Raw genomic sequence first — 25,253 nt, forward strand, 5'->3', positions numbered from 1 at the left:
TGCTGTGCGGGCGCGCCCGGGTGCAAGTGCTCTTCGATCGTGAGCGGGAGGGAATTGCATGAACGGCGCCGATGTCCTGTGTGACGTGCTTCTGGCCAATGATGTGACGGTCTGCTTTGCCAATCCCGGCACCTCCGAAATGCATTTCGTTGCAGCACTTGACCGCAAGCCGAAAATGCGTTGCGTGCTCGGGCTGTTCGAGGGCGTGGTGACGGGTGCCGCCGATGGCTATGCGCGGATGACCGATCGGCCGGCCGCGACGCTGCTGCATACCGGTCCCGGCCTGGCCAACGGGCTCGCCAACATGCACAATGCCCGGCGTGCCTTCAGCCCGATGATCAACATCGTCGGCGACCACGCCTCTTACCATCTGCCGCTCGATGCCCCGCTCACCAGCGATATCGAGAGCCTTGCGGCGCCGATGTCCAACTGGGTCGGCCGCGTCAAGGGCTCGGCCGATATCGTGCCGGCAGCTGAAGCAGCCTTTCGTGCCTCGCTGACACCGCCCGGCGTCGCGACGATGATCCTGCCGGCGGATGCCGCCTGGGGCGCAGTCGACGCGGTTTCGGTCGGCAAGGTGAAGCTGGTGCCAGCGCCGGCCGTCGATATGGACGCCGTGCGCAAGGTCGCCGCGGCGATCCGTACCGCTCCGGGCCGGGCAGGCATGATCGTTCGCGGAAAGGCCGCACGCGCCGATGGGCTCGCCATCGCCGGGCAGATTTCGACGGGCAGCGATGTCCGCCTGTTCGGCGAGGTTCTGATCGCACGGATGCAACGCGGGCGCGGGCGTGTCGCGCCGACCCGCATTCCCTATCCGGTCGATGCGGCGATGGCTGTGCTCAGGGATGTCGATGTTCTGATCCTGGTCGGCGCGAAGGAGCCGGTGGCCTTCTTCGCCTATCCGGGGAAACCGGGACGGCTCGTCCGGGAAGGCTGCGAGGTGCTGACACTGGCCGCCCATGGCGACGATCTGCATGCGGCGCTGGAGGCGCTTCGCGACGAACTTGGCATCAAGCCGTCACAACAACAGGTGCTCGCGGCCGCTTTTCCCGACGAGGCAACGCCGAACGGCAAGCTGACGGAAGATGCCATCGCGCTGTCGGTGGCGCGGAAACTGCCGGCCGATGCGATCGTTTGCGATGAAGCGGTCACCTCGGCCAGGCGTTTCTTCGCGCTGTCGGCCTTTGCAGCGCCGCACGACTACATGATGGGCACGGGCGGATCGATCGGCGGCGGCATCCCGATGGCGACCGGGGCGGCAATCGCCTGTCCGGACCGCAAGGTGATCAACCTCGAAGCCGACGGCAGCGGCATGTACACGGTACAGGGATTGTGGACGCAGGCGCGGGAAAAGCTCGACGTGGTGACGATCGTGTTTTCCAATCGAACCTATGCAATCCTGCATGGCGAGATGAAGAATGTCGGCGTGGGCGCGATCGGCGAGAACGCCAGGCGCATGCTCGACCTCGACCATCCCTCGCTCGACTGGGTGTCGCTGGCCAAAGGCATGGGCGTGGAGGCGGCTCGCGCCGATACGTGCGAGCGCTTCGAGGCGCTGCTGGACAGCGCGCTGTCACGGCGCGGGCCGTTCCTCATCGAAGCGGTGCTCTGAGCGCGGCGAAAAACGATCGGCGGAACCGAGCTACCAGCGGGTCTTTTCGCCGGGAGCCGCCGGTTCGATCGCCAGCGCGTGCACGCCGGCCTTCAATTCGTCGGCAAGCAGTTCATTGACGGCGCGGTGACGGTCGATGCGGCTCATGCCGGCAAAGGCGGAAGCGACGACGCGGACGCGAAAATGCGTCTCGCCGGTGCCGTCATAAGTGCCGTGATGGTCGGAGCCGTGATGGTGGTGGCCGGCATGGAGATGGCTCTCGTTGATGATAACCAGCCTGTCCGGCGAAAATGCCTTATTGAGCTTGTCTTCCATGGTCGCCTGTATGGACATCGCCATCTCCCTTCACCACATATCGCTGGCGTCTCGGCCTGGAAACCGAAAATCGGTTTCGCAAGGGGCCGCCGCCGAGCAACAAAATCCGCCATTCGCCTGCTTTATGCCGCGATTCAGCGGTTAGGGCGATGATCGCGAAAATGTCAATTCTTGTTTCGCATCTGCGAACGCCCCATAAATGGGTAAGATGAAGCCGTACCCCAAATATTTCGAGAAGATTCGCGTCCGCCCCGACAAGGACGCGGAGCTGAAGTCGCACTCGCCGATCTGCCAGTGGGACGGCTGCAAGGAAGCGGGCACCCATCGTGCGCCGGTCGGGCGCATGAAGGAAGGCGAGTATTTCCACTTCTGCTTCGATCATGTGCGCGAGTACAACAAGGGCTTCAACTACTTTTCCGGCGTGCCGGACACCGAGGTCGCGCGCTTCCAGAAGGAAGCCATGACCGGGCACCGGCCGACCTGGAAAATGGGCGCCAACGGAGCCTCGACGCGATCGTCGCCCGATATGGCCCAGATGCGTTCCGGCCGGGCCGGCTACTATAACCGCATGCGCGACCCGTTCGACCTGTTCAAGGGACCGAAGGATCCGCGCGAGGCGCGCGAGCGCAAGGCCAAGCCGCTTGAGGCCAAGGCGCTGGAAACGCTTGGTCTTGATACAAAGGCGACTGGCAAGGAGATCAAGGCGCGCTATAAGGAACTGGTGAAACTGCACCATCCGGATGCGAATGGTGGCGACAGAGGTTCGGAAGACCGGTTCCGCGATGTGCTGCAGGCCTATCGCGTGCTCAAACAGGCGGGCCTGTGCTGAGCGGCCATACGGTTCGTGTCGTTTTCCAACTTTCATAAGGTTGGAAAAGGCTCTAAGACCGCCCCCGGACAAAATCGATTGCCGGCGAAATCAGACGTTTCGCCCGTGGAGACGTTGAGAGATATGAACAAGGTCGATCGTGACATCGCCAACCTGCCCGACACGACGGTGTCGGTGAAGGAGAAATTCGGCTTCGAGTCCAAGATGGTGGTGCCGGCCTATTCGGTGACATCGGAGCATGTGCCGGACATCGATCCGGACTATCTGTTCGACAAGAACACGACGATGGCGATCCTTGCGGGCTTTGCCTACAACCGCCGCGTCATGGTGTCGGGCTATCACGGCACCGGCAAGTCGACCCATATCGAACAGGTCGCCGCTCGCCTCAACTGGCCTTGCGTGCGCGTCAACCTCGACAGCCATGTCAGCCGTATCGATCTCGTCGGCAAGGACGCGATCGTCGTCAAGGACGGTTTGCAGATCACCGAATTCCGCGACGGCATCCTGCCCTGGGCCTACCAGCACAATGTCGCGCTGTGCTTCGACGAGTACGATGCCGGCCGTCCGGATGTGATGTTCGTCATCCAGCGCGTGCTAGAATCGTCGGGCCGGCTGACGCTGCTCGACCAGAGCCGGGTCATTCGCCCGCATCCGGCCTTCCGGCTGTTCTCGACCGCAAACACGGTCGGCCTTGGCGACACCACCGGCCTCTATCACGGCACCCAGCAGATCAACCAGGCGCAGATGGACCGCTGGTCGATCGTCACCACGCTGAACTATTTGCCGCACGACAACGAAGTCGCCATCGTGCTGGCCAAGGCCAAGCACTATCGCGACGGCAAGGGCAAGGACATCGTCAACAAGATGGTGCGCGTCGCCGACATGACGCGCTCGGCCTTCATCAACGGCGATCTGTCGACCGTGATGAGCCCGCGCACGGTGATCACATGGGCCGAGAATGCCGAGATATTCGGCAATATCGGCATGGCGTTCCGGCTGACCTTCCTCAACAAATGCGACGAACTGGAGCGCTCGGTGGTGGCCGAGTTCTATCAGCGCGCCTTCGGCGAGGATCTGCCCGAGAGCGCCGCCAACGTGGTGCTGGGCTAAGCAGGGTCTCGATGGCGGGTCCGGGCGACAACACGCGCAACAAGTCGAAGACGGGGTCTGAAGCCGATAGCTTCAAGCGCGCCGTCACCGTCTGCATGCGCGCCATTGCCGGCGACAAGGAACTGGAGGTCGGTTTCGCAAAGGACCGGCCGGCGCTCGCCGGCAGCCGCGCGCGCTTGCCGGAGCTGCCCAAGAAGGCATCGAAGACCGATATTGCGATCACCCGCGGCCTCGGCGATTCCATGGCGCTGAAGCGCGCCTGCCATGATGTGCGCATCCACACCAAGCTGGCGCCGGAAGGCAAGGCGGCCCGCGCCATCTATGACGCGGTCGAGCAGGCCCGCGTCGAGGCGATAGGCTCACGCGCCATGCAGGGCGTCGCCGACAATATCGGCTCGATGCTGGAGGACAAATACGCCAAGGCCAACCTCGTCGACATCAAGGACAAGGCCGACGCGCCGATCGAGGAAGCTCTTGCCCTGATGGTGCGCGAGAAGCTGACCGGCCGTCCGATCCCGAAAAGCGGCGAGCGGCTGGTCGAACTCTGGCGCCCCTGGGTCGAGGAGAAGGCCAAGGCCGACCTCGACGGATTGTCGGCCAAGCTCGGCGACCAGCAGGCGTTCGCCCGGGTCGTGCGCGAGATGCTCGCCTCCATGGAAATGGCCGAGGAACTCGGCGACGACCAGGAGACGGAAGATTCCGAGGACAATGACGACAACCAGCCGCAAGGCGAGGAGCAGAGCGAGGAGGGCGGCGAAGAGGATTCCGGCTCCGAGCAGTCGCAGTCCGAGGATGCCGAAGCTTCCGCCGATGACGAGCAGTCGGCCGAGACGGAAGCCTCCGATGCCACCGCCGACGATCTGTCCGACGATGACGACGCCGATGCCGAAACACCCGGCGAGGCGCGCCGTAACGACAATCCCTTCACCAATCTGCCGAAGGAAATCGACTACAAGGTCTTCACCACCGCTTTCGACGAGACGGTCGGCGCCGAGGAGCTGTGCGAAGAGGAAGAACTCGACCGGCTGCGCGCCTTCCTCGACAAGCAACTGGCCAATCTGTCCGGCGTCGTTGGGCGGCTGGCCAACCGGCTACAGCGCCGGCTGATGGCGCAGCAGAACCGCTCCTGGGATTTCGACCTGGAAGAAGGTTACCTCGACCCGGCAAGGCTGGTGCGGGTCGTCATCGACCCGATGCAGCCGCTGTCGTTCAAGCAGGAGCGCGACACCAAATTTCGCGACACGGTGGTGACGCTGGTGCTCGACAATTCCGGCTCAATGCGCGGCCGGCCGATCACGGTCGCGGCAACCTGCGCCGACATATTGGCGCGCACGCTGGAGCGTTGCGGCGTCTCGGTCGAGATTCTTGGTTTCACCACACGGGCCTGGAAGGGCGGGCAGGCGCGCGAGAAATGGCTGAAGGACGGCAAGCCGCCGAATCCTGGCCGGCTCAACGATCTGCGCCACATCATCTACAAGTCCGCCGACCATCCGTGGCGGCGGGCGCGGCGCAATCTCGGCCTGATGATGCGCGAAGGCCTGCTCAAGGAAAATATCGACGGCGAGGCGCTGCTGTGGGCGCACAACCGGCTGATCGCCCGGCCCGAGCAGCGCAAGATCCTGATGATGATCTCGGACGGCGCGCCGGTCGACGATTCAACGCTGTCGGTCAATCCGGGCAATTATCTCGAGCGCCATCTGCGCGCCGTCATCGAGCTGATCGAGACGCGTTCGCCGGTGGAACTGCTGGCCATCGGCATCGGCCACGACGTCACGCGCTACTACCGCCGCGCTGTCACCATCGTCGATGCCGAGGAGCTGGCCGGCGCCATGACCGAGCAACTGGCTTCGCTGTTCGCCGAGGAAAGCGCGAAGGATACGCGACGGGGCGGTGGTATGCGGCGCGCCGGATGATTTCCAGGCGCGGCGGGTTTCGGCAGACGCTTTTCGCCGCCATCGCCCTGCTTTCCGGCGTGGCTTCGGCGGCAGCCGGTTCGGCTGACTCTGGTTCTGTCGAACCGGTCGAAATCTCGGCCCGCCCGATCACCCAATTCCACATTGGCCGTGCCGACAAGCAGTTCGGCGCTTTCGAATTCGTCGGCGGGCTGGAGATGACCTCGCCGACACGCGATTTCGGCGCGCTGTCAGCCTTCCGCTTCCTGAAAGCCGGCGGTGACTTCATCGGCGTTGCCGACACCGGCTTCTGGTTCTTCGGCACGGTGGTCCGCGACGCGGAAAAGCGACCCTCCGGCATCCAGAATTTCCGCATGCAGCAGATGGTGGACCAGACCGGCCGGCCGATCGACAGGAAATGGGAGGTCGATGCGGAAGGTCTCGCGGTCAAGGACGGCATCGCCACCGTCGGCTTCGAGCGCAGCCACCGCGTCGCCCAGTTCAAGATCGACCCCAACGACATGAAGGCGCCGTTCAAGCCGCTGGATTTCGTCGTGCCGGCCCGCGAGCTGCGCCAGAATCGCGGCTTCGAGACCGTCACCCACGCCAATGCCAACGGCCAGCATGAGGGCGGCCTGGTCGTGGTCTCCGAGAAGAGCCTGGACAAGGCCGGCAACATCTATGCCGCCATCATCGAAGGGCCGCACAAGGGCGTCTTCACCGTCAAGCGCAATGGCGATTTCGACATCACCGACGGCGCCTTCCTGCCCGATGGTGATCTGTTGCTTCTGGAGCGCAGTTTCTCGATGGCCAGCGGCGTCAAGATGCGGCTGCGGCGCATCTACGGCGAAAGCGTCGAGAAGGGCGCGGTCGCCGACGGGCCGGTGCTGCTGGAGGCCGACATGGACTACCAGATCGACAATATGGAAGGGCTCGACGTCTGGAGCCGCGACGACGGCGCGCTGATGGTGTCGCTGATCTCCGACGACAACCACTCGATCCTGCAGCGCAACCTCTATCTGGAATTCATTCTCCACCAGGATTGAGCCAGCCGGCTTACGTCCTGTTGGCGATCCAGATGACATGGCGGGCGCCGCGCTTGCCGTTGGCGCGCGTACTGACCTCTTCGACCGCGAAGCCTGCCTGCTTCAGCCGCCGCGTGAAGCCGCTGTCGGGGCCTTGCGACCACACCGCCAGCACGCCGCCGGGTTTCAGGGCGCTGCGTGCGGCTGCGAGGCCTTGCACGCTGTAAAGTGCGTCGTTGGATTTGTGGACGATGCCTTCCGGGCCGTTGTCGACATCGAGCAGGATGGCGTCCCAGGCCGCGGGCCGCGACCGGATCAACTGCCCGACATCGGTTTCCTGGATGGTGACGCGAGGATCGTCGAGACAGCCGTCAAAGATTTCGGCCATCGGGCCACGTGCCCAGGCGACGACGGCGGGCACCAGTTCGGCGACGACAATTCCGGCATCATTGGCCAATTCTGTGAGTGCGGCGCGCAAGGTAAAACCCATGCCAAGCCCACCGATCAGGATTGTGGGCCGGCTATGGCCGGCAATCCGCTCACAGGACAGTTTTGCCAGCGCTTCCTCGGAACCGCTGAGGCGGCTGTTCATGAGCTCGTTGGTGCCCAGCATGATCGAGAATTCGGTGCCGCGCCGCTTGAGGCGAAGTTCTTGTCCGCCGTCCGGGATCTTTGCCGAATCGAGCTGAACCCACGGGATCATGATCTTTGTCCGACCATGATCTTTTCCGAAAATCGGGTCCCACTTTTCGGGATCATGGTTTAAGCCGCAACCGCGGGCTGGCTCCAGCGGGCCGCGAGCAGACGGTAGGGGATCAACGCCACCACGGCGATGATCAGCTTCACGCTGAGGTCGCCCAGCGCCCAGGAGATCCAACGCATCGCGTCGACATGGAACACGCCCATCAAGGGTGCGTTTTCCAACGCAAAGCCGTCGTTGGGACCAGCGAAGGCAAAGGCGGCCGAGAACGCGACGGTGAAGAACACGGCTGTGTCGAACACCGACCCGACCAGCGTGCCGACGATCGGCGCCCGCCACCAGCTCTGGCGGCGCAGCCGGTTGAAGACAGTCACATCGAGCAATTGCGCGGCAAGGAACGCCGCTCCGGACGCGGCCGCGATCCGCACCAGCCGGTCGGCGGCGGTCTCGAATTCGATCAGGCCGTGACGGAACAGGAAGGGCGGGACAAGGATCGAGCAGATCACCGCCGTCATGAAGCCGACAAAGACGATCCGGCGCGCCACAGTGGGGCCGTAACGGCGGTTGGCGAGGTCGGTGACCAGAAACGAGAAGGGATAGGTGAAGGCCCCCCAGGTCAGAAGGTCGGCCAGCGAGAGGCCGCCGATCTGGCCCTGCATCGGGAATTGCACGAGAATGTTCGATGCCACGACGACAAGCGTCATGGCGGCCACGAAGGGCAAGTATCGCGAGAAGAAAGTCATTTTTTTATCCTGGGTAATGGAACCAGCGGAACGTATTCCGAAATCGGATTACGCTAGCTTCGTAATTTAAGCATCGGGTTGCCGAAACCTTGCGGCTTCGATCCGATGCCCAGGCCAACAAGAGGTCGGCCAGAGGCCAACAAGAGGTTGGCCAGGGCGGTCGTCCCCCGCCTTTGAACTGTTTTAAGCGGCAGCCTGTTCGGCGGTCTTCTTGGCGATCTGCTTCTTCAGCAAACGGGCGCGCTGCGACAATTCCTTGACGTCGGCCTTGGCCAGGAAGGCGTCGAGGCCGCCGCGATGTTCGACCGAACGCAGCGCGTTGGCCGAAATGCGAAGACGCACGTTCTGGTTCAGCGCTTCCGAAATCAGCGTCACATTGACGAGGTTCGGCAGGAAGCGACGCTTGGTCTTGTTGTTGGCGTGGCTCACATTGTTGCCGGACATGACTGCCTTGGCAGTGAGTTCGCAGGTGCGGGACATTGTTCTAACCTTCAGTTCTCGGGGTCTGCCAAACACTCAAGCCCACGCCGGGTGGCGCGCGGTTCTGGTCAGGCGGCCTTATGGAAAAAGTTGGCGTTCCATAGTTGCATTTCGCCGAGGCGTCAAGCTCCAGCTTGCCTGCGGACACGCCCGGCATTTCATATTAAGGCCGGAATTCATCCTATAAGCGGTTCCATAGGGACATGCCAGACCGGAGTTGCCCGCCTCCGGCCGAAAATCAAGGACCCGATCCCGCCATGCTTCGTTCGCCACATGCCCTTGTTGCCATGCTTGCCATAGCTTTGCCGTCCGCCGCGTCTGCTGCCTCGCCGCAGTCGTTCAAGGGCGAGTACACAGTGTCGTTCCTCGGCCTTTCGATAGCGAAATCAACGTTTTCCAGCCGCTATGAGAACGGCGCCTACGCGATCCAAGGCAGTGTCACCGCAGCCGGCCTCGCCAAGCTGTTCGACGATACGCGCGGCACGATCTCATCCAAAGGCACGATCGCGGGCAAGAAGATGGTGCCGCAGGCATTCCGCGCCGATTACACCTCCGGCAAGAAGGCATCGGTTGTCGATATCCGCTTTGCCAATGGCAGGGTCACCTCGACGAAGGTCGTGCCGGCGCCGGGCAAACGCGACCCCAAGAACTGGGTACCGCTCGGTGCCGGCGACCTGGCGTCGGTGCTCGATCCCATGGCCGCCACCGTCATTCATGCCGACAGTCTCGACCAGGTCTGCGGCCGCACGGTGAAGTTCTATGACGGCGAGATGCGTGCCGACCTGACGTTGACCTACGCGTCGAAAGGCACGATCTCGGTCCCAGGCTACAAGGGCGACACCGTCACCTGCCAGATGGGCTTCGAGCCGGTGGCGGGTTATCGCAAGGGCCGCAAGGCGCTCAACTATCTCAAGAACAAAAGCCGCATGATGGTGACGTTTGCACCGCTCGGCCAAACCGGCGTATATGCGCCGATCCGTGCCACGGTGGGCACGCAGATCGGCACCTTGACCATCAGCGCCGGGCGTTTCGAAGCCGTACAATAGCCAGGCGCGGAATTGGCGCGCCACTGGAGACAGAATGGGGCGCGCAACACTGATCGGCTTTTCGGCGGTCGCCATGTGGGCGTTGCTCGCACTGCTCACCGATGCGTCGGGCCAGGTGCCGCCGTTCCTCTTGTCGGCGATCACCTTCTCGATCGGCACCGGGGTCGGGCTCATCGCGCGGCTGTTCATGCCGGCACCCGACAAGAGCCAGAAGATACCGCCGCAGGTGTGGCTGATCGGCATTGCCGGCCTGTTCGGCTACCACTTCTTCTATTTCACCGCGCTGCGCAATGCGCCGGCGGTGGAGGCGAGCCTGATCGCCTATCTGTGGCCGCTGCTGATCGTGCTCGGCTCGGCGCTGATGCCGGGCGAAAAACTGGCGTGGAACCATGTCGTCGGCGCGCTGCTCGGCCTTGCCGGCACCGTGCTGATCGTCACCAAGGGTGGCGGGCTGGCCTTCGACGCCCGCTATTCCTTCGGCTATGCCATGGCTGCCGTCTGCGCCGTCCTGTGGTCGTCCTATTCGTTGTTGTCGCGGCGCTTCCCGTCGGTGCCGACCAGCATCGTCACCTGGTTCTGTGCTGCCACCGCGGTGCTGTCGCTCGCCTGCCACCTGGCGCTGGAACAGACCGTTCTGCCCGTCGGCGCCGGCCAGTGGCTGGCGGTGCTTGGTCTTGGCCTGATGCCGGTGGGCGCTGCCTTCTATGCCTGGGACATCGGCGTCAAGCGCGGCAACATCCAGGTGTTGGGTGCCGCAAGCTACGCCGCACCGCTGTTGTCGACGCTGGTGCTGATCGCGGCCGGCGTCGCCGAGCCGTCGCTGCGCATCCTCGCCGCCTGCGTGCTCATCACCGGCGGCGCGGCGCTCGCCGCAAAATCCCTGTTCCTGCGCAAGCCTGCGGCGACCGAGAGCCGAGCCGGGTCATCCGAAGGCGGAGCCCGGGGCATCCAAAGGCGGAGCCGGGCATGACGATGCCGTTTGCGGGCGGTATCGACGCCAATGCCAATGCGACACTGATTTTTTCGCTGGCGGCGGCGATGATCTATGCGTTCACGCTAGGCATGCCGCCGACGCTCGCCCGCTCGGCGGCAAAGACGCTTGCCGTGGCGATGCTTGCCGTTCTGGGCGGGCTACAGGGCGGCCCGCTGCTGCTGGTCGCCGCGCTCGCCCTCAGCGCCGCTGGCGACGCCTTCCTGTCGCGCGACGGCGAAAAGGCCTTTCTCGGCGGGCTGGCCAGTTTTCTCGTCGCCCACATCGTCTATGTCGCGCTGTTCCTGCGCAGCGGTGGCGGATTGGGAGTGCTTGGCGCCGAGCCGTGGCGCGGTGCGATCGCGCTCGCCATGGCGGTGTTCGTGGTCATCATGCTGGCGGCGCTGTGGCGTCGCGTCGGTCCCGGCCTGCGTATCCCGATCACCGTCTATATCGCCGCCATCCTGGCAATGGGCATCTCGGCGCTGACAACAAGCAATATGTGGGTGATCGGTGGCGCCGTGCTGTTCATGGTATCGGACGGGCTGCTCGCCACCGAGAAATTCCTTGTCGCCGCCATCTCGCCCCACCGCGCCTGGATGCGCCTCGCCGTCTGGGCGCTGTACTACGCCGCCCAGCTCGCGACGACACTTGGGTTCCTGCTAAATTTGGGTTCTTATTGAGTTAGGGTTGTTTCGGCTGCCAGCCGGGTTCGGCCAGCTCAAAGGCGGCAAACTCGAAGCCCGGCGCGACGGTGCAGCCGACCAGCGTCCATTCGCCCAGGCTGCGCGCCGACTGCCACCAGCCTGCCGGCACGACGATCTGAGGCCGCTCACCGGCTGCGAGATCGATGCCGAGGACTTGCTCTACAAGGGCGCTGCCTTCTTCCCACATCGAGAGCGCCAGCGGTGCGCCGGCATGGAAATGCCAGACCTCGGCGGCATCCTTGACCCGGTGCCAGGCCGAAACCTGATGCTCCTCAAGCAGGAAATAGATGGCAGTCGAATGGCCGCGCGCGCCGCCGGTGCCATCGCGAAAGGTCTCGGCATACCAGCCGCCTTCCGGATGCGGCTTCAGCCCGAGCGTCGCGATAATTTCTGCGGAGCTGGTCATGGCGACGACACTACCGGGCCTAGAAATTGTCCTTGCGCTTGCGGATTTCGGCAAAGACCTCGGCGTCCGAAGCTTTCTCCAGCCCCAGATGCTTGCGGATCGCCGGATCGTGCCAGCGCAGGAAGGGATTGGTCGACAGCTCTTCGCCGATCGTCGTCGGCAGCGTCGGCTTGTTGTCGGCGCGCAGCTTTTCGATCCTGGCGGCGCGTTCCTTCAATGCCGAATTGGTCGGGTCGACGGTCAGCGCGAAACGGGCGTTGGAGAGCGTATACTCGTGGCCGCAATAGATGGCCGTTTCAGCTGGAAGTGCAGCCAGCTTCTTCAGCGATTCATACATCACCGGCGGCTTGCATTCGAACAGCCGTCCGCAACCCAGCGCAAACAGCGTGTCGGCGGTGAACGCCACACCCGACGCCGGCAAATAATAGGAAACCTGGCCGGCGGTGTGGCCGGGCGTGGCGATGACTTCGATCTTTTCATCGCCAAGATGGAGAACCGAGCCGCCTTCGACGGTCTCGTCGATGCCGGGGATCTTGGCCTTTTCCGCTTCCGGGCCGACGATGCGCAGCTTGAAGCGCTCCTTCAGCGCCAGATTGGCCTCGACGTGATCCATGTGATGATGCGTGGTCAGGATCGTCGTCGGCGTCCAGCCAGTGCGCTTTATCGCTGCCAGGATAGGCGCTTCCTCGGGCGCGTCGATGATCGCGGTCTGGCCGCTTTTGGGATCATGCACCAGCACGCCGAAATTGTCGCTGCGGCACATGAACTGTTCGATTTCGACCGGCATCGCATCTCTCCGTTTATGGCCGCAGACATAGGGCGCCGGCGCGTGGATGTCATCCCGGATGTCGAATGACATCTCGGAATGTCGGATGTCGCGGCCTTTTGTTGAAACCCGCCGATATCACGGCTACATCCCTGCCATGCATTCCGACATCGTCGATCTTCGCTCCTTCTATTCGACAACACTCGGCCGTTTCGCCGAGCGTTCGATCACCATGGCGTTGTCGTCGATATGGGCAGCGGTACCCAACGAGCGGCTGGTTGGTCTGGGTTACACCTTGCCCTGGCTGGAGCGGTTCGGCACCGATGCCGAGCGGGTCTTTGCCTTCATGCCGGCAACGCAAGGCGCGGTGGTGTGGCCGGCGACAGGGCCGACGGCGACGGCACTGGTCTTCGACGAGGAACTGCCGCTGGTCGATTCCTGCATCGACCGCATGCTGCTCGTCCATTCGCTCGAACATGTCGAGAACCCGCGTGAGACGCTGAACGAGATCTGGCGCGTGCTGTCGCCGGCTGGCCGGGTGGTCATCGTCGTGCCCAACCGGCGCGGTGTCTGGGCGCGCTTCGAGCACACCCCATTCGGCAATGGCCGGCCCTTTTCGCGCGGCCAGCTTACCGAATTGCTGCGCGAGGCGAATTTCACGCCCGCCGCCTGGTCCGATGCGCTGTTCTTTCCGCCGTCGAGGCGCCGTTTCATGATGCGCTTCCACAATGTGCTGGAGCGCGCCGGCCGGCGGCTGTGGCCGATCTTTTCCGGCGTCATCGTCGTCGAGGCGCAGAAACGGCTCTATCAAGGCGTGCCCGTCGTCCAGCGCGCCTCGCGCCGCGTCTTCGTGCCGGTGCTGTCGCCGCATGGCGCCACCCGGCTTGGCCGTCACAAAGCCGATGCCGAGCCCTCGGCTGCGCGGGTGACGGCTTCGTGATCACGGCAAACGTGCCTGACGTCGTTTCCCGGCCTATCTGTCGCAAGTGGACCGACAGGCCATCCGGCAGCCCATACGAACGCCTGGCAAATTTCTCCATCCGGTTTCGGCACTGACGCAAGGACCTCGGCCATGGCTGATCAACCGGACAATGCCGCCGTCGTTCAGCCGGTTGCGGTGGCGGTCGAAGCCAGCAGCCTGCGCGATCAGGTGGCGACGATCCGGCGGGCGCTGGCGGGATCGCCGGTTCGCAAATGGTTGCTGTGGACGTCGGTCGGTATCATGGCCGTGATCATCGCAACGTCGATCGGCCAGGTTCTGCTCAACCGCTGGAACCAGCCTTTCTACGATGCGCTTGCGCGCCGCGACATGGCGGCCTTCCTGCACCAGCTCCTCGTCTTCGCGATGATCGCCGGCGGGCTGCTGGTGCTCAATATCGGCCAGACCTGGCTCAACCAGATGATCAGGCTCAAACTGCGCGAGGCGCTGACGCTGGATCTGATCGATCAGTGGATGCGGCCGGCGCGCGCCTTCCGGTTGGCCAATGCCGGCGCCATCGGCGTCAATCCCGACCAGCGCATGCAGCAGGACGCCGCGCATCTGTCCGACCTGTCAACCGATCTCGGCGTCGGGCTGCTGCAGTCGTGCATCCTGCTCGTGTCCTTCGTCGGGGTGCTGTGGGAGCTGTCCTCGGGCTTCGTGTTCCACATCGGCGGGACCTCGCTGGCCATACCGGGCTACATGGTCTGGGCCGCTATCCTTTACGCCGGCATCGCCTCCTGGCTGAGCTGGCTGGTCGGGCGCCCGCTCATCCGCCTGAACAGCGACCGCTATACACGCGAAGCCGAGCTGCGCTCCTCGATGGTGCGCGTCAACGAGAATGTCGATGCCATCGCGTTGTATCATGGCGAGGCCGACGCCAGGCGGCGGCTCGAACTCGATCTCGGCACGGTGCTGGGCGCCATGCGGCGCATCTACACCGCCCAGATCAACCTGTCCTGGGTGACCGACACCTATGGCTGGATCACCGTCGTGGCGCCCATACTGGTCGCTTCGCCGGTCTATTTCTCAGGTGATATCAGCTTTGGCGGGCTGATGATGGCGGTCGGCGCCTTCAACCAGGTCCACTCTTCCTTGCGCTGGTTCATCAACAACATCGGCAGCATCGCCGATTGGCGCGCCACGCTGATGCGCGTGGCCGATTTCCGCATCGCGCTCGATGAAACCGATGCGCTGCACGACACGGAAAAGCGCATCGCCTTCGGCCAAAACGTCGATGGCAGCCTGACTTTCGAGAAGCTCGAAGTGACCTCGCCGGAGGGTTGCACCAGACTCGCCGATCCGCATGTCGAAATCCGCCCCGGCGAGCGCGTCATGATCACCGGCGACCCCGGTGCGGGCAAGACGCTGTTCTTTCGTGCCATTGCCGGCCTGTGGCCATGGGGAAGCGGCCGGATCGGCCTGCCGTCGGGAGAAACCCCCATATTCGTGCCGCGCGTGCCTTATTTTCCGGTCGGCACGTTGCGCGAAGTCCTCGATCACCCGAACGGGCCCGCGCCGGCGAACGATGCCGACATTTCGGCGGTGCTGGCCGAGGTCGGTCTGGGACGGCTGTCCTCATCGCTCGACCGTGCGGGGCGTTGGGACCATGAGTTGGGCGATGACGAACAACGCTCGCTGGCCTTCGCCAGGCTCGCGTTGCGGCAGCCGAAATGGGTGATAATCGACGAGGCGCTGGATGCGTTCGACGGCCCATCGCTAAGACGCGTGCTGTCGATGCTCGAGAAGCGTTTGCCGGGGACAGCGATCCTCAACATCGGGCGCGGCCAGCACAACAACCACTTCTTCCCGCGCGCGTTGACGATCGTCAAGGATTCCGGTGCGCCAGCCCTGAAGCCCGCCCGCGTCAGGGCCGGCGCGATCGAACCGCCGCCAGCCGCCGCTCGTCGCAAGAAATGAGCTGATTTCCGGGCGGGGGAAGCAAAGCTTTATTTTGCCGCGATCGCGAGGGAAGCTCCTCGGGAGAAACAACCCTGGCGACGGCCATGCTTCATGCCCTGCGCCTGCTTGCCTGTCTTGCCTGCGCCCAGGCTGCCCCGATGGCCTCGCCGGCGGATGCGCTCGCCGTCGACGTCGAGCTGGTGCTGGCGGTCGACATCTCGCTGTCGATGGACGAGAAGGAGTTCGCCCTGCAGCGGGCCGGTTATGTCGAGGCGCTGCGGCATCCCGACTTCATCAAGGCTGTCCGCGCCGGCGCCACGGGCCGCATAGCGCTGACCTATTTCGAATGGGCCGGCACGGTGCGCGACGACGCGGTCATCGGCTGGCAGATTATCGATAGTGCCGAGAGCGCGAACAGCTTTGCCGACAAGGTCGCGGCTCGCCCGTTCCGCAGCTTTCGCGGCACTTCGATTTCCGGCGCGCTGGCCTTCGGCACCGAGCTTTTCGACCGCACGTCTTTCCAGGGCGAACGCAGCGTCATCGACATTTCGGGCGACGGACCGAACAATATCGGGCCGCCGGCCACCGCGACGCGTGATGCGGCGACTGCCAAAGGCATCGTCGTCAACGGGCTGCCGATCCTGATCAGCCCGTCGCCCACCTTCAGCCATCTCGACCAGTATTATGCGCAGTGCGTGATCGGCGGACCCGGTTCCTTCGTGCTGCCTATCTATGCCGCCGCCGAGTTTTCGACAGCCATCCGGCGCAAGCTGCTCCTGGAAGTGAGCGGCATTCAGGACGAGGTGAGAAGCATCCCCATCGACGCGGCGACGCCGATAGACTGCCTGCAAGGCGAACGGGACAGGCGGTTTCTATCGGATCCGTATTTTCCCGAACTTGACCGTTGAGCTCTCGACAGAGGGGTTAACGCGATCCGGAGGGAAAACCGTTCCACAATTTCCCGGAATCCCTCTCGGTTTAAGCGGGCCGGGCACCAAATTGATTGCGAAACTCGTTGGAGAGATCGCGGCGCCAGCGCCGGCCGTGGACATAGCCTTGCATCAATTCCGGCAGCGAATAGCCAAGCGTTTTGGATGAACGGTTGGCCATGTAGCCCTGAAATGCCTCCGGTATCCTGCCTCGCAGGATGTCGGCGATGAGTTGCCGCGAGATCATGTAAGGCGGAATGTGCGGGTAGGCATGGGCAATATGCGGATGTTTGCCCATCAGGTTCGCATAGGCCTCGACATAGCCGTCACGGCGGCCGGAAATCGAGTTCTCCGAATTGTATTTCGTCCAGTCCAGATCCCTGGACAACTGCGCACCGAAGCGCCGGGCAAGGCGCAGCAGCAATTCGCGATCCTGCATGCGGGTGATGTCGCTGTCGTAGCCGCCGATGGCCAGCAAGGCTTCGCGGCGAGCCGTGATCGCGGAGCCGGCAATGAAGATGGTCTGCCCAACCAGCGTCCGCTCAAGCATTGCGGGGCTCACGAACGCCTCGGGGTTGACGCAGTTTGTGATGCGACTGCCTTTCAGGGACACGAACGAACTGATCAGCACTTGCAGTACAGGATTTTCCTCGAACCAGGTCAGGGTTCGTTCGAGCCGGTGCGGCATGTAGATGTCGTCCGAATCGAGGAACGTCACCAACGGTGCCCGCGCGCGCTCGATGCCGGCATTCCTGGCTGCGTTGGCGCCTCGCCATTTCGCCCCGACATAGATCAGCCGCGGGTCCTGGATGCGGGCCAGCGCCGATTCGGTCCCATCGGTCGAACCATCGTCGACGACAATGTGCTCAAGCCTCGACATGCTCTGGGAGAGTACGCTTTCCACGGCGCGCAACACCGTTTCGCGTCGGTTGTGGGTCGGCGTAATGACCGTGATGAGAGGTGTCGGTTCGATGGTTTTGCCCATTTTGACCATAGTGCTTCAGCTATGTCCCACGTAGAGGGGCACGTTTTCAACCTTGTCCCGAACCAGCCCAAGGGCCATGGCCGCTTGTGCACAAAAAACCAGCGCGCAAAAGGCCAATCCGACGATCAGTGCAAACGGGATCTGCCATGCCGGCATTCCGAGCCGAGTTGCATGCGTCAGAATACGCCCGCCCACTTTCCAGGATGTCGAAAACCAACGTCTTGTCGCCTTCAGCACTCGCGCGGCTTGGGATGGCGATGCCAGTGCCACATATTTCCGGTCCGCATCGCGCCCGGTGACCAGGGCACGCCAAAAGAAAAACCGCCAACCGCGCGGAGGATAATGGCTGGCCCGGGCATCGACTCTGACAAAATCATGCCCGCTTGCTCGTAACTGGCTGGTGAGCAACGTGCAAGAAACCTTGAATCCATTGCTGGCCGGAAAGGGATGGCCGGCTAACCAGCTTCTGCGGAAGGCGCAATTGTTGGCGTTCATCGCGCGCTTGGAAGCAAAGCGTCGATCACCATCACGCAGCGGGAAGAACCACAGAAGCGCAAAGGTCCGCGAAGCGAAATCGTCACAGCCGAGATAGGTGTAACCGTTCACGGCGATCGTCTTCGGATCTTGGAGCGGTTTGAGAAGTGCCGACAGCCAGCCGTCTTCGATCACTGTATCGGAATCGCAGAAAATGACGATGTCGCCCTTGGCCAACGCGGCGCCTGCGTTCTTGACCTCATAGTACCGGCCGCCTGTGCAGGCGCTGAAGACCGTATTTGCTGCCATGCCAAGTTGCGGAACAATTTCGGTGAGACGATGCCGGAGAATCGGTGTGTCGGTATCTGGTCCGCTGTGAACGACGATGACCTCCGGTTTCAGGTATTGACCGGTTGTCGTCACGGCTTTTATTTCCCGTGCCAAAGCGCTGAACGAAACGCCGATCTCATCTTCATTGATGGACTTGGCGTTTTCCATTTCGACAACGATCGAATAGGTCAGGTTCCCCGCTCCGTGCTTCGCTCGGCATCGCGTCCGGCATGACGCTACGAAAAACATGCTCCCGTGTCATCATCTGGTTGCAGAGTTCAATCCGTCCGCAACCCCGAATTCGCAACCTTGCGTCTCAACGGCAACACCCTGAGGGCCGGAGACTGGAAACCGCCTCAGGATCGCGCAGGCCGATTCGTCTTGATCGCCTCATCTCATTCTTATTACTTTTGGGGTAATCGAATTCTGTCACGACCCTTGGCAATCTGTGCCTTCGGAGCCGGCAATCGGCTTCGATTGAAAGGGAGTGCACTTATGACCGCTTACGCCGTCGCCCATATGCGCCAAGCCACGATGGGCCCGCAGATCATCGAATACCTGCACAAGATCGATGCCACGCTGGAACCTTTCGGCGGCCGTTTTCTGGTCCATGGCGGCGATGTCGAGGTGATCGAGAACAACTGGCCGGGCCATCTGATCATCATCGAATTTCCCGACAGGCAGCATGTGCATGGCTGGTACAATTCGCCCGCCTATCAAGCGATTCTGGCGCTGCGCACGGACAATTCGGAGGCCGACGTGGTGTTTGCTGACGGCGTCGAACATCCGCACAAGGCCACGGACATCCTCGATTAGCTTGCGGCTACTGCCGTTTCAGCAGGAACACTGCCTGCTGGCCGAAGAAGTTCCAGAACCACCACGGCATCGACAGGCCGATCTTCTGGCCGTTGGCGTCGAGAGCGGTTGCCTTCTCGACGGTCGCGCCGAGCTCGTCGCACAGATTGACGAAGTCGCGGATGGTGCAGAAGTGGATGTTGGGCGTGTCGTACCAGGAATAGGGCAGGTCCTTGGTCACCGGCATGCGGCCGTTGACGAACAGTGACAGACGCACACGCCAATGGCCGAAATTGGGGAAGGAGACGATGGCGCGATTGCCGATCCTGAGCAGTTCGTCGAGCACCAGCTTCGGGTTGCGGGTGGCCTGCAGCGTCTGCGAGAGGACGACGAAGTCAAAGCCCTTGTCGGGATAGAATTCGAGATCCTTGTCGGCATCGCCCTGGATGACCGAGAGGCCGCGCGCCACGCATTCGTTGACGCCGCGCTGCGACAGCTCGAGCCCACGGCCGTCGACCTGCTTGCTGTCCTGCAGCAATTCGAGCAGCGAGCCGTCGCCCGAGCCGACATCGAGCACGCGCGACTGTGGTGGGATGAGGTTGGCGACGACTTCAAGGTCGACGCGCTGGTCGCGGTTGACGCTCATAGGCCCAGCCCTCTCGCCCTGGCGGCCGAGCCGATGAAGCCGTTGATGGCGGCAAACAGTTCCGGCTCGTCGAGCAGGAATGCGTCGTGGCCGCGGTCGGTCTCGATCTCGACGAAGGATACCGATGCTCCGGCGGCGTTGAGCGCATGCACGATCGAGCGGCTCTCCTCGGTCGGAAAAAGCCAGTCCGAGGTGAACGACACCAGGCAGAAGCGGGTTTTCGTGCCGGCGAAAGCATCGGCCAGCCGGCCGCCATGGTCGGCGGCAAGGTCGAAATAGTCCATCGACCGCGTCATGTAGAGGTAGGAATTGGCGTCGAAGCGATCGACGAAGGTCATGCCCTGGTGGCGCAGATAGCTTTCGATCTGGAAGTCGGCGTCAAAGCCGAAGGTCAGCGCTTCGCGATCCTGCAGATTGCGGCCGAACTTGCGGTGCAGGGCGGCTTCCGACAGGTAAGTGATGTGGGCGGCCATGCGCGCCACCGCCAGGCCCTTTTCCGGGCGTTTACCGTGCTCGAAATATTTGCCGCCATGCCAGTCCGGATCGGCCATGACAGCCTGGCGGCCAACCTCATGAAAGGCGATGTTCTGCGAGGAATGGCGCGCGCCGGTGGCGATCGGCAGCGCCGAGAAGACGCGCTCCGGATAGCTCGACGCCCATTCCAGCACCTGCATGCCGCCCATCGAGCCGCCGAGCACGCAAAACAGTTTCTCGATGCCGAAATGGTCGATCAGCATCTGCTGCGCCCGCACCATGTCGCGAATGGTGATAATGGGCAGGTCAAGCCCGTAGGGCTTGCCGGTGGCGGGATTGGTCGAGGCCGGACCGGTGGACCCAAGGCAACCGCCGATAACGTTGGAGCAGATGACGAAGAAGCGATTGGTGTCGATGATCTTGCCGGGGCCGATCAGCACTTCCCACCAGCCAGGCTTGCCGGTCACCGGATTGGTGCTGGCGACGTGCTGGTCTCCGGTCAGTGCATGGCAGACGAGGATGGCGTTGGAGCGGGCATCGTTCAGCGTGCCGTAGGTCTGGTAGGCGATCTGGAACGGTGACAGCAGCGTGCCGGCGTCCAGCTTGAGCGGCTTGTCGGATCCAAAACGCAAAACCGGGCTCGACGGCTGGTCGACCTCGTTGTTGGTTTTGCGGGCGCGCAGAACGGCCATGACATCCATCTCACACTTTGAGCCCACGCATCGCGCTTGTCGAAAGTCGAGGCCGATACGGGTGTCCGGCCGGGGCGGACAACAAAAAACCGGCATTGCAGTCGCAAAGCCGGTTACAGGATGCAAACGGCCCTTTAGCAAGTTGTTTAACGTGGCTGCAAGCCGACCGGCCAAATCACCACGGAAGTTCGCACCCCTTCTAGGGCTGTGGCGCGCCGTCGTCAACGGCCAGCCCTGGGCGATGGCTGTCGCCTCTCGACATTGCAGGCCACGGCTTGTATTTCCGCTGCGGCTTCCCTCAGGAAGCGTTCTCGACGGATTTTGCGACATGAGCCAGACACCGGACCAGGCACGTCCAACCCCGCGTGCGGGCATCATGGACATCGACGCCTATGTGCCGGGCAAGAGCACGGCGCCCGCCGGCGTCGCCAAGGTCCACAAGCTGTCATCAAACGAGAATCCGCTAGGGCCCTCGCCGAAAGCGATCGAAGCCGCGCGCGAGATTGCCGGCAAGCTCGACATCTATCCCGACGGCACCGCCAGGCGGCTGCGCGAAGCGATCGCCGAGGTGCACGGCCTCAACCCGCAGAACATCATCTGTTCCAACGGTTCCGACGAGATTCTCGGCCTGCTGGCGCAGACCTATCTGGCGCCCGGCGACGAGGCCGTCATCACCGAACACGCCTTCATGGTCTACAAGATCTACATCCAGTCGGCGGGTGCCGTTCCGGTGACGATCAAGGAAAGAGACGAGCGCGCCGACATCGACGCCATCCTGGCTGCGGTCACGCCGCGCACCAAGATCGTGTTCCTCGCCAATCCCAACAACCCGACCGGCACCTATGTACCGTTCCAGGAGGTACGCCGGCTGCATGCCACGCTGCCGAAGAACGTGCTTCTGGTGCTCGACGCGGCCTATGCCGAATATGTCCGCCGCAACGACTATGAGGCCGGCATCGAACTGGTCGGCAGCACCGAGAACGTGGTGATGACCCGTACCTTCTCCAAGATCGGCCTGGGTGGCGCGCGGATCGGCTGGATGTATGCGCCGATGCATATCGTCGACGCCATCAACCGCGTGCGCGGTCCCTTCAACGTCAATGCGACGGCGATCGAGGCCGGTATCGCAGCCATCCGCGACCGCGCCCATGTCGAGCGCAGCGTGGCGCACAACGAGACCTGGCTTGCCTGGTTGAGCGAGGAATTCACAAAGCTCGGGCTGCGGGTAACGCCGAGCGTCGGCAATTTCGTCCTCATTCATTTTCCCGATGACCAGAAGCATTCGGCGGCGGCGGCGGACGACTATCTGACGGCGCGCGGCTATATATTGCGGCGCGTTTCGGGCTATGGCTTTCCCAACGCGTTGCGCATGACCGTCGGCACCGAAGAGGCCAATCGCGGCGTTGTCGCCGCTCTCACGACATTCCTGAAAAGCTAGAGACCATGACATCACCGATGTTTGAAAAGATCGCGCTGGTCGGCATCGGCCTGATCGGCTCGTCGCTGGCCCGCGTCATCCGCCGCGAAGGTCTCGCCCGTCACTTGGCCATTTCGACCCGCAGTGCCGCGACACTGGCGCGAGCCGAGGAACTCGGGCTGGGCGATAGCTATACTACCGATGCGAGAGAAGCTGTCCGCGATGCCGACCTGGTCATCGTCTCGGTGCCGGTCGGCTCGTCCGGCGCGGTGGCCGAGGAAATCGCGCCGGCGCTGAAGCCGGGCGCGATCCTCACCGATGTCGGCTCGACCAAGGCGTCTGTCATCGCGCAGATGCAGCCTTATGTGCCTGAAGGTGTCCATTTCATTCCCGGCCATCCGCTGGCGGGCACGGAAAAATCCGGCCCCGACGCCGGTTTCGCCGACCTGTTCGACAATCGCTGGTGCATCTTCACGCCGCTGCCCGACACCAACCCGGACGCGCTGGAGAGGCTGTCGGAGTTCTGGCGCCGCTGCGGTGCCAACATCGACACGATGGACCCGCAGCATCACGACATGACGCTGGCCATCGTCTCGCATTTGCCGCACATCATCGCCTACAACATTGTCGGCACCGCCGATGATCTGCAGTCGGTGACCAAGTCCGAAGTGATCAAATATTCGGCTTCCGGCTTCCGCGACTTCACCCGCCTTGCCGCCTCCGACCCGACCATGTGGCGGGATGTCTGCCTGCACAACAAGGACGCCATCCTTGAAATGCTGGCGCGGTTCTCGGAAGATCTGGCGTCGCTGCAACGCGCGATCCGCTGGGGCGACGGCGAAAAGCTCTTCGATCTGTTCACCCGCACCCGCGCCGTACGCCGCTCGATCATCGAGGCCGGCCAGGACATCGACGTGCCCGATTTCGGTCGCCAGGCCGTCGAGCATCCCGCGAAGGGCTAGAGCAATTCCAGGAAAAGTGTGAGGCGTTTTTCCCGGGAAAAGCGCTAGCGCTTTCCCTTGGGAATTGCGTCAAAACAAAAGCGTCAGTTTCAGGCTGGCCAGGTCTGCGCAACCATGGCCAGCGTCTCGGCCCTATCCGGCGCGCCCAGCCTGCCGCCGAAGCGCAGGCATTTGAGCGCCGCGGCCGCACTGGCAAAGCGCAAAGCCTGCTCGACCGGCATGGCTTCCGCCAACCCGACGGCGAAGGCGCCGTGGAAGACATCGCCGGCGGCGAGCGTATCCACTGCCTTGATCCTCGGCGCCGCGACATGGCGCACACAGCCTGCGCGACGGTCGTGCCACCAACAGCCCGCCGCGCCGCCGGTTACCGCGACAAAGGCGTCGGTGCGGCTGGCGAGATCGGCGCAAGCCGTTTCCGGATCGAGCGCCTGGCCGCAGACGATGCGCGCCGCCGTTTCCGAAGCGACGATGTGCGTGGCGAGCGGCAACAGCTGTTCCAGAACTTCCAGCGGCGCGGTGTCGGCATCGAGGATCGCCGGACGCCCAACGGCGCGTGCCGCCTTGAGTGCCAACGCTGCCGCGCCCGGCCAGCGGACATCGACCAGCACGGCGTCGAATGCCGTGAGGTCGGCGACCGGCAAGACTTCGGGATCGGCCTGGGCCAGCCCGTCATAGAACGGCACGATGATGCGCTCGCCATGCGCGTCGACCAGGATCGAGGCCAGCGCCGAGCGGGCGCCTCTGACGCGGCGCACAAAGGTGCAATCGACGCCTTCGGCCTCGATGCCGGCGATGAGCTGGTCGGCGACGGCATCGTCACCCGCGCTCGCCCACAGCGATACCTCGGCCCCCAGGCGATGCGCGGCACAGGCAGCACTGGTGGCCATGCCCGAGGCGATCTGGAGGCCGTCGGAGGCAATGAACTTGCCCTGATGCACGGGCAGCGTCTCGACGCGCAGGATGGTGTCCAGCGTCAAGGCGCCAACGCTCAGCAGCTTCACGGGTTTTGCCATGGTTGAGCTATTCGACCGGCTTGATCTTGCCCAGCGGAATGAAGCCGAGCGAGGCCTTGCCCCTGACCACCTTCAGCGGCATCGACGGTTCGTTGCCGAGCACCGCCAGGGCAGAAAAACCCTGCTCGATCTGGCTTTTCTGCTCGGGTATGGCGGCGCCGAGGATGGCCGCCACCGCCTTCGGGTCCTTCAGCCTGATCGTCAGATCGGCGTTGACCAGGCCCTCGGCATCGACCGAGAGCGGTCCCGAAACGGTGATGCGCGCCGGCCCCGACGACAGGTCAAGGTTGCGGATTTCGATCGCCTGGCCACGAAGGCTCTTCACCTGCGTGCCGATCAGTGCGACGCCGTTCTTCAATGTCACGTCGCCGCTGGCATCGAGCGCCGGAAGCACGCGCCCGCCAATCGCGCCGGGGTCGATCTCGAGATCGCCGAAACTGCCGAGATAGTTGATATCCTCCCCGTTGGGCTGCAACTGGCCCGAGGCCTTGCCGGCGCTAAACAGTTGCACCGGATCGGTGTCGTCGGCCGGATCGGTCTGGCCGGACAGGCCCTCCGCCTCCAGCGAGATTCGCTGCGGCAGCGGCCACCACAATTTGAAACTGGCCTGCAGATTGTCCCAGTCGATCCACAGCGGCACCATGTCCGGAACGGAGGTCCTGAGCGGGCCGCGCAGATTGGCAACCGGCGACAGAGGCTGGATGATCTGGGCGGCCGCGTTGAAACTGCCGGCTGAGGCCGCGATGTTCCTGGCATCATCCTCATAGGCGAGGTTGTCGCAGGAGACGGTAAAGCTCAAGGGATAGCCGCTGACCTGGAGATTGGCGCAGCCGGCCTCGACGCCATTCTTGTTGAGCGTGGCAACCGCCTTGTCGGCCTCGCTCCTGACGCGGTCGGCCAGATAAAACCAGCCGCCGCTGTAGAGGGCGAACAGCACGACGATGAATGCTGCAAGCCAGAACAGGCGGCGACGTTTGTTCGGCTGGCGTTCGTCACTTGACGTCATGCTTTGGCTCTCGTTAACGCATGGGTGTTGCGGACGGGTGGTCGATTC

General features: G+C 63.4%; 26 protein-coding genes and 1 riboswitch. Of the genes, 14 read left to right on the top strand and 12 right to left on the bottom strand.

The annotated features are described in order from the left end of the window. Positions 1–58: 58 nt before the first annotated feature. A complete protein-coding gene (locus AC0L2U_RS12490) occupies positions 59–1,612 on the top strand; it encodes an acetolactate synthase large subunit (RefSeq protein WP_127396396.1) in 1,554 nt (517 codons plus the stop codon). Positions 1,613–1,642: 30 nt separating this feature from the next. Here AC0L2U_RS12490 and AC0L2U_RS12495 read toward each other — a convergent pair whose 3' ends face one another. After that, the gene (locus AC0L2U_RS12495) at positions 1,643–1,945 is read right to left on the bottom strand and encodes a BolA family protein (RefSeq protein WP_013529365.1); all 303 of its coding nucleotides are present in this window, start codon (positions 1,943–1,945) and stop codon (positions 1,643–1,645) included. Positions 1,946–2,126: 181 nt separating this feature from the next. On the opposite strand from AC0L2U_RS12495, the gene AC0L2U_RS12500 reads away from it, so the two are divergent. The 4 genes from AC0L2U_RS12500 (at position 2,127) to AC0L2U_RS12515 (ending at position 6,804) form a co-directional block, all read left to right on the top strand. Further along, a complete protein-coding gene (locus tag AC0L2U_RS12500) occupies positions 2,127–2,756 on the top strand; it encodes a J domain-containing protein (RefSeq protein ID WP_013529366.1) in 630 nt (209 codons plus the stop codon). Between the two features lie 123 nt (positions 2,757–2,879). Beyond that, positions 2,880–3,866 (top strand): cobaltochelatase subunit CobS, encoded by a 987-nt coding sequence (gene cobS / locus AC0L2U_RS12505; protein WP_013529367.1) that lies wholly within the window; start codon positions 2,880–2,882, stop codon positions 3,864–3,866. Between the two features lie 11 nt (positions 3,867–3,877). After that, the gene (gene cobT / locus AC0L2U_RS12510; RefSeq protein WP_063169108.1) at positions 3,878–5,779 is read left to right on the top strand and encodes a cobaltochelatase subunit CobT; all 1,902 of its coding nucleotides are present in this window, start codon (positions 3,878–3,880) and stop codon (positions 5,777–5,779) included. After that, positions 5,776–6,804, top strand: coding sequence for an esterase-like activity of phytase family protein (locus AC0L2U_RS12515; protein ID WP_473601984.1), 1,029 nt, complete (start codon positions 5,776–5,778; stop codon positions 6,802–6,804). The genes cobT and AC0L2U_RS12515 overlap by 4 nt, the downstream gene beginning before the upstream one ends. Before the next feature lie 10 nt (positions 6,805–6,814). On the opposite strand, the gene AC0L2U_RS12520 is transcribed toward AC0L2U_RS12515, so the two are convergent. From AC0L2U_RS12520 to rpmB, 3 genes are all read right to left on the bottom strand, one after another. After that, on the bottom strand, positions 6,815–7,486 hold the full coding sequence (locus AC0L2U_RS12520) for a hypothetical protein (protein ID WP_473601985.1): 672 nt from the start codon (positions 7,484–7,486) through the stop codon (positions 6,815–6,817). 59 nt (positions 7,487–7,545) lie between these two features. Beyond that, positions 7,546–8,226 carry a queuosine precursor transporter gene (locus AC0L2U_RS12525; protein WP_127266961.1) on the bottom strand — a complete coding sequence of 227 codons (681 nt, stop codon included), beginning with the start codon at positions 8,224–8,226 and terminating at the stop codon, positions 7,546–7,548. 183 nt (positions 8,227–8,409) lie between these two features. Then, entirely contained in the window at positions 8,410–8,706 is a 297-nt protein-coding gene (gene rpmB, locus AC0L2U_RS12530; RefSeq protein WP_013529373.1) for a 50S ribosomal protein L28, read from the bottom strand. 257 nt (positions 8,707–8,963) lie between these two features. Here rpmB and AC0L2U_RS12535 point away from each other — a divergent pair, with 257 nt between their 5' ends. Genes AC0L2U_RS12535 through AC0L2U_RS12545 form a run of 3 tightly spaced genes read left to right on the top strand, consistent with a single transcriptional unit; the run spans position 8,964 to position 11,405 of the window. Continuing rightward, complete coding sequence (locus AC0L2U_RS12535; RefSeq protein ID WP_023811078.1) at positions 8,964–9,752, top strand: DUF3108 domain-containing protein; 789 nt, start codon at positions 8,964–8,966, stop codon at positions 9,750–9,752. Between the two features lie 34 nt (positions 9,753–9,786). Next, the gene (gene yddG / locus AC0L2U_RS12540; RefSeq protein WP_127318422.1) at positions 9,787–10,722 is read left to right on the top strand and encodes an aromatic amino acid exporter YddG; all 936 of its coding nucleotides are present in this window, start codon (positions 9,787–9,789) and stop codon (positions 10,720–10,722) included. Beyond that, the gene (locus AC0L2U_RS12545; protein ID WP_127399012.1) at positions 10,719–11,405 is read left to right on the top strand and encodes a lysoplasmalogenase family protein; all 687 of its coding nucleotides are present in this window, start codon (positions 10,719–10,721) and stop codon (positions 11,403–11,405) included. The genes yddG and AC0L2U_RS12545 overlap by 4 nt, the downstream gene beginning before the upstream one ends. A 1-nt stretch (position 11,406) precedes the next feature. Here AC0L2U_RS12545 and AC0L2U_RS12550 read toward each other — a convergent pair whose 3' ends face one another. Beyond that, positions 11,407–11,835: a cupin domain-containing protein gene (locus AC0L2U_RS12550; protein ID WP_127399013.1), complete on the bottom strand. Its 429-nt coding sequence runs from the start codon at positions 11,833–11,835 to the stop codon at positions 11,407–11,409. 19 nt (positions 11,836–11,854) lie between these two features. Continuing rightward, positions 11,855–12,622, bottom strand: coding sequence for a hydroxyacylglutathione hydrolase (gloB, locus tag AC0L2U_RS12555; protein ID WP_473601986.1), 768 nt, complete (start codon positions 12,620–12,622; stop codon positions 11,855–11,857). Positions 12,623–12,758: 136 nt separating this feature from the next. Here gloB and AC0L2U_RS12560 point away from each other — a divergent pair, with 136 nt between their 5' ends. From AC0L2U_RS12560 to AC0L2U_RS12570, 3 genes are all read left to right on the top strand, one after another. Beyond that, complete coding sequence (locus AC0L2U_RS12560) at positions 12,759–13,541, top strand: class I SAM-dependent methyltransferase (protein WP_127811338.1); 783 nt, start codon at positions 12,759–12,761, stop codon at positions 13,539–13,541. A gap of 132 nt (positions 13,542–13,673) precedes the next feature. Beyond that, complete coding sequence (locus AC0L2U_RS12565; protein ID WP_127809184.1) at positions 13,674–15,500, top strand: ABC transporter ATP-binding protein/permease; 1,827 nt, start codon at positions 13,674–13,676, stop codon at positions 15,498–15,500. A gap of 86 nt (positions 15,501–15,586) precedes the next feature. Next, positions 15,587–16,390 carry a DUF1194 domain-containing protein gene (locus tag AC0L2U_RS12570; protein WP_473601987.1) on the top strand — a complete coding sequence of 268 codons (804 nt, stop codon included), beginning with the start codon at positions 15,587–15,589 and terminating at the stop codon, positions 16,388–16,390. 70 nt (positions 16,391–16,460) lie between these two features. Here the strand turns inward: AC0L2U_RS12570 and AC0L2U_RS12575 are convergent, their stop codons facing one another. Together AC0L2U_RS12575 and AC0L2U_RS12580 are read right to left on the bottom strand one after the other, a co-directional pair. Then, positions 16,461–17,396 (bottom strand): glycosyltransferase family 2 protein, encoded by a 936-nt coding sequence (locus tag AC0L2U_RS12575; RefSeq protein ID WP_127396310.1) that lies wholly within the window; start codon positions 17,394–17,396, stop codon positions 16,461–16,463. Positions 17,397–17,411: 15 nt separating this feature from the next. Beyond that, the gene (locus AC0L2U_RS12580) at positions 17,412–18,368 is read right to left on the bottom strand and encodes a glycosyltransferase family 2 protein (protein ID WP_245482664.1); all 957 of its coding nucleotides are present in this window, start codon (positions 18,366–18,368) and stop codon (positions 17,412–17,414) included. A 327-nt stretch (positions 18,369–18,695) separates the two neighbouring features. Between AC0L2U_RS12580 and AC0L2U_RS12585 the strand changes: the two genes are divergently transcribed. Then, positions 18,696–19,016 carry a DUF1330 domain-containing protein gene (locus tag AC0L2U_RS12585; RefSeq protein WP_127396312.1) on the top strand — a complete coding sequence of 107 codons (321 nt, stop codon included), beginning with the start codon at positions 18,696–18,698 and terminating at the stop codon, positions 19,014–19,016. A 7-nt stretch (positions 19,017–19,023) separates the two neighbouring features. Here AC0L2U_RS12585 and metW read toward each other — a convergent pair whose 3' ends face one another. Both metW and metX read right to left on the bottom strand, forming a co-directional pair. After that, positions 19,024–19,641 carry a methionine biosynthesis protein MetW gene (gene metW, locus AC0L2U_RS12590; RefSeq protein ID WP_127268377.1) on the bottom strand — a complete coding sequence of 206 codons (618 nt, stop codon included), beginning with the start codon at positions 19,639–19,641 and terminating at the stop codon, positions 19,024–19,026. Then, complete coding sequence (metX, locus tag AC0L2U_RS12595) at positions 19,638–20,807, bottom strand: homoserine O-acetyltransferase MetX (protein WP_127271091.1); 1,170 nt, start codon at positions 20,805–20,807, stop codon at positions 19,638–19,640. Before metX ends, metW begins: the two co-directional genes overlap by 4 nt. Positions 20,808–20,921: 114 nt before the next feature. Further along, positions 20,922–20,999, bottom strand: a riboswitch (SAM riboswitch). Positions 21,000–21,135: 136 nt separating this feature from the next. Here metX and hisC point away from each other — a divergent pair. Then, positions 21,136–22,245, top strand: coding sequence for a histidinol-phosphate transaminase (hisC, locus tag AC0L2U_RS12600; protein WP_128288221.1), 1,110 nt, complete (start codon positions 21,136–21,138; stop codon positions 22,243–22,245). Positions 22,246–22,250: 5 nt separating this feature from the next. Further along, complete coding sequence (locus tag AC0L2U_RS12605) at positions 22,251–23,186, top strand: prephenate/arogenate dehydrogenase family protein (protein ID WP_206622036.1); 936 nt, start codon at positions 22,251–22,253, stop codon at positions 23,184–23,186. Between the two features lie 89 nt (positions 23,187–23,275). Here the strand turns inward: AC0L2U_RS12605 and AC0L2U_RS12610 are convergent, their stop codons facing one another. Beyond that, positions 23,276–24,199, bottom strand: coding sequence for a sugar kinase (locus AC0L2U_RS12610; RefSeq protein WP_128288219.1), 924 nt, complete (start codon positions 24,197–24,199; stop codon positions 23,276–23,278). Between the two features lie 7 nt (positions 24,200–24,206). Then, positions 24,207–25,205 (bottom strand): DUF2125 domain-containing protein, encoded by a 999-nt coding sequence (locus tag AC0L2U_RS12615; RefSeq protein WP_473601988.1) that lies wholly within the window; start codon positions 25,203–25,205, stop codon positions 24,207–24,209. Between the last annotated feature and the right edge of the window lie 48 nt (positions 25,206–25,253).

The organism is Mesorhizobium sp. WSM4808, from assembly GCF_055811675.1.

Coding starts and splice junctions, on each gene's coding strand:
- AC0L2U_RS12490 (WP_127396396.1), top strand. CDS start 59: ATGAACGGCGCCGATGTCCTGTGTGACGTGCTTCTGGCCAATGATGTG.
- AC0L2U_RS12495 (WP_013529365.1), bottom strand. CDS start 1,945: ATGTCCATACAGGCGACCATGGAAGACAAGCTCAATAAGGCATTTTCG.
- AC0L2U_RS12500 (WP_013529366.1), top strand. CDS start 2,127: ATGGGTAAGATGAAGCCGTACCCCAAATATTTCGAGAAGATTCGCGTC.
- cobS (WP_013529367.1), top strand. CDS start 2,880: ATGAACAAGGTCGATCGTGACATCGCCAACCTGCCCGACACGACGGTG.
- cobT (WP_063169108.1), top strand. CDS start 3,878: ATGGCGGGTCCGGGCGACAACACGCGCAACAAGTCGAAGACGGGGTCT.
- AC0L2U_RS12515 (WP_473601984.1), top strand. CDS start 5,776: ATGATTTCCAGGCGCGGCGGGTTTCGGCAGACGCTTTTCGCCGCCATC.
- AC0L2U_RS12520 (WP_473601985.1), bottom strand. CDS start 7,486: ATGATCCCGTGGGTTCAGCTCGATTCGGCAAAGATCCCGGACGGCGGA.
- AC0L2U_RS12525 (WP_127266961.1), bottom strand. CDS start 8,226: ATGACTTTCTTCTCGCGATACTTGCCCTTCGTGGCCGCCATGACGCTT.
- rpmB (WP_013529373.1), bottom strand. CDS start 8,706: ATGTCCCGCACCTGCGAACTCACTGCCAAGGCAGTCATGTCCGGCAAC.
- AC0L2U_RS12535 (WP_023811078.1), top strand. CDS start 8,964: ATGCTTCGTTCGCCACATGCCCTTGTTGCCATGCTTGCCATAGCTTTG.
- yddG (WP_127318422.1), top strand. CDS start 9,787: ATGGGGCGCGCAACACTGATCGGCTTTTCGGCGGTCGCCATGTGGGCG.
- AC0L2U_RS12545 (WP_127399012.1), top strand. CDS start 10,719: ATGACGATGCCGTTTGCGGGCGGTATCGACGCCAATGCCAATGCGACA.
- AC0L2U_RS12550 (WP_127399013.1), bottom strand. CDS start 11,835: ATGACCAGCTCCGCAGAAATTATCGCGACGCTCGGGCTGAAGCCGCAT.
- gloB (WP_473601986.1), bottom strand. CDS start 12,622: ATGCCGGTCGAAATCGAACAGTTCATGTGCCGCAGCGACAATTTCGGC.
- AC0L2U_RS12560 (WP_127811338.1), top strand. CDS start 12,759: ATGCATTCCGACATCGTCGATCTTCGCTCCTTCTATTCGACAACACTC.
- AC0L2U_RS12565 (WP_127809184.1), top strand. CDS start 13,674: ATGGCTGATCAACCGGACAATGCCGCCGTCGTTCAGCCGGTTGCGGTG.
- AC0L2U_RS12570 (WP_473601987.1), top strand. CDS start 15,587: ATGCTTCATGCCCTGCGCCTGCTTGCCTGTCTTGCCTGCGCCCAGGCT.
- AC0L2U_RS12575 (WP_127396310.1), bottom strand. CDS start 17,396: ATGGGCAAAACCATCGAACCGACACCTCTCATCACGGTCATTACGCCG.
- AC0L2U_RS12580 (WP_245482664.1), bottom strand. CDS start 18,368: ATGGAAAACGCCAAGTCCATCAATGAAGATGAGATCGGCGTTTCGTTC.
- AC0L2U_RS12585 (WP_127396312.1), top strand. CDS start 18,696: ATGACCGCTTACGCCGTCGCCCATATGCGCCAAGCCACGATGGGCCCG.
- metW (WP_127268377.1), bottom strand. CDS start 19,641: ATGAGCGTCAACCGCGACCAGCGCGTCGACCTTGAAGTCGTCGCCAAC.
- metX (WP_127271091.1), bottom strand. CDS start 20,807: ATGGCCGTTCTGCGCGCCCGCAAAACCAACAACGAGGTCGACCAGCCG.
- hisC (WP_128288221.1), top strand. CDS start 21,136: ATGAGCCAGACACCGGACCAGGCACGTCCAACCCCGCGTGCGGGCATC.
- AC0L2U_RS12605 (WP_206622036.1), top strand. CDS start 22,251: ATGACATCACCGATGTTTGAAAAGATCGCGCTGGTCGGCATCGGCCTG.
- AC0L2U_RS12610 (WP_128288219.1), bottom strand. CDS start 24,199: ATGGCAAAACCCGTGAAGCTGCTGAGCGTTGGCGCCTTGACGCTGGAC.
- AC0L2U_RS12615 (WP_473601988.1), bottom strand. CDS start 25,205: ATGACGTCAAGTGACGAACGCCAGCCGAACAAACGTCGCCGCCTGTTC.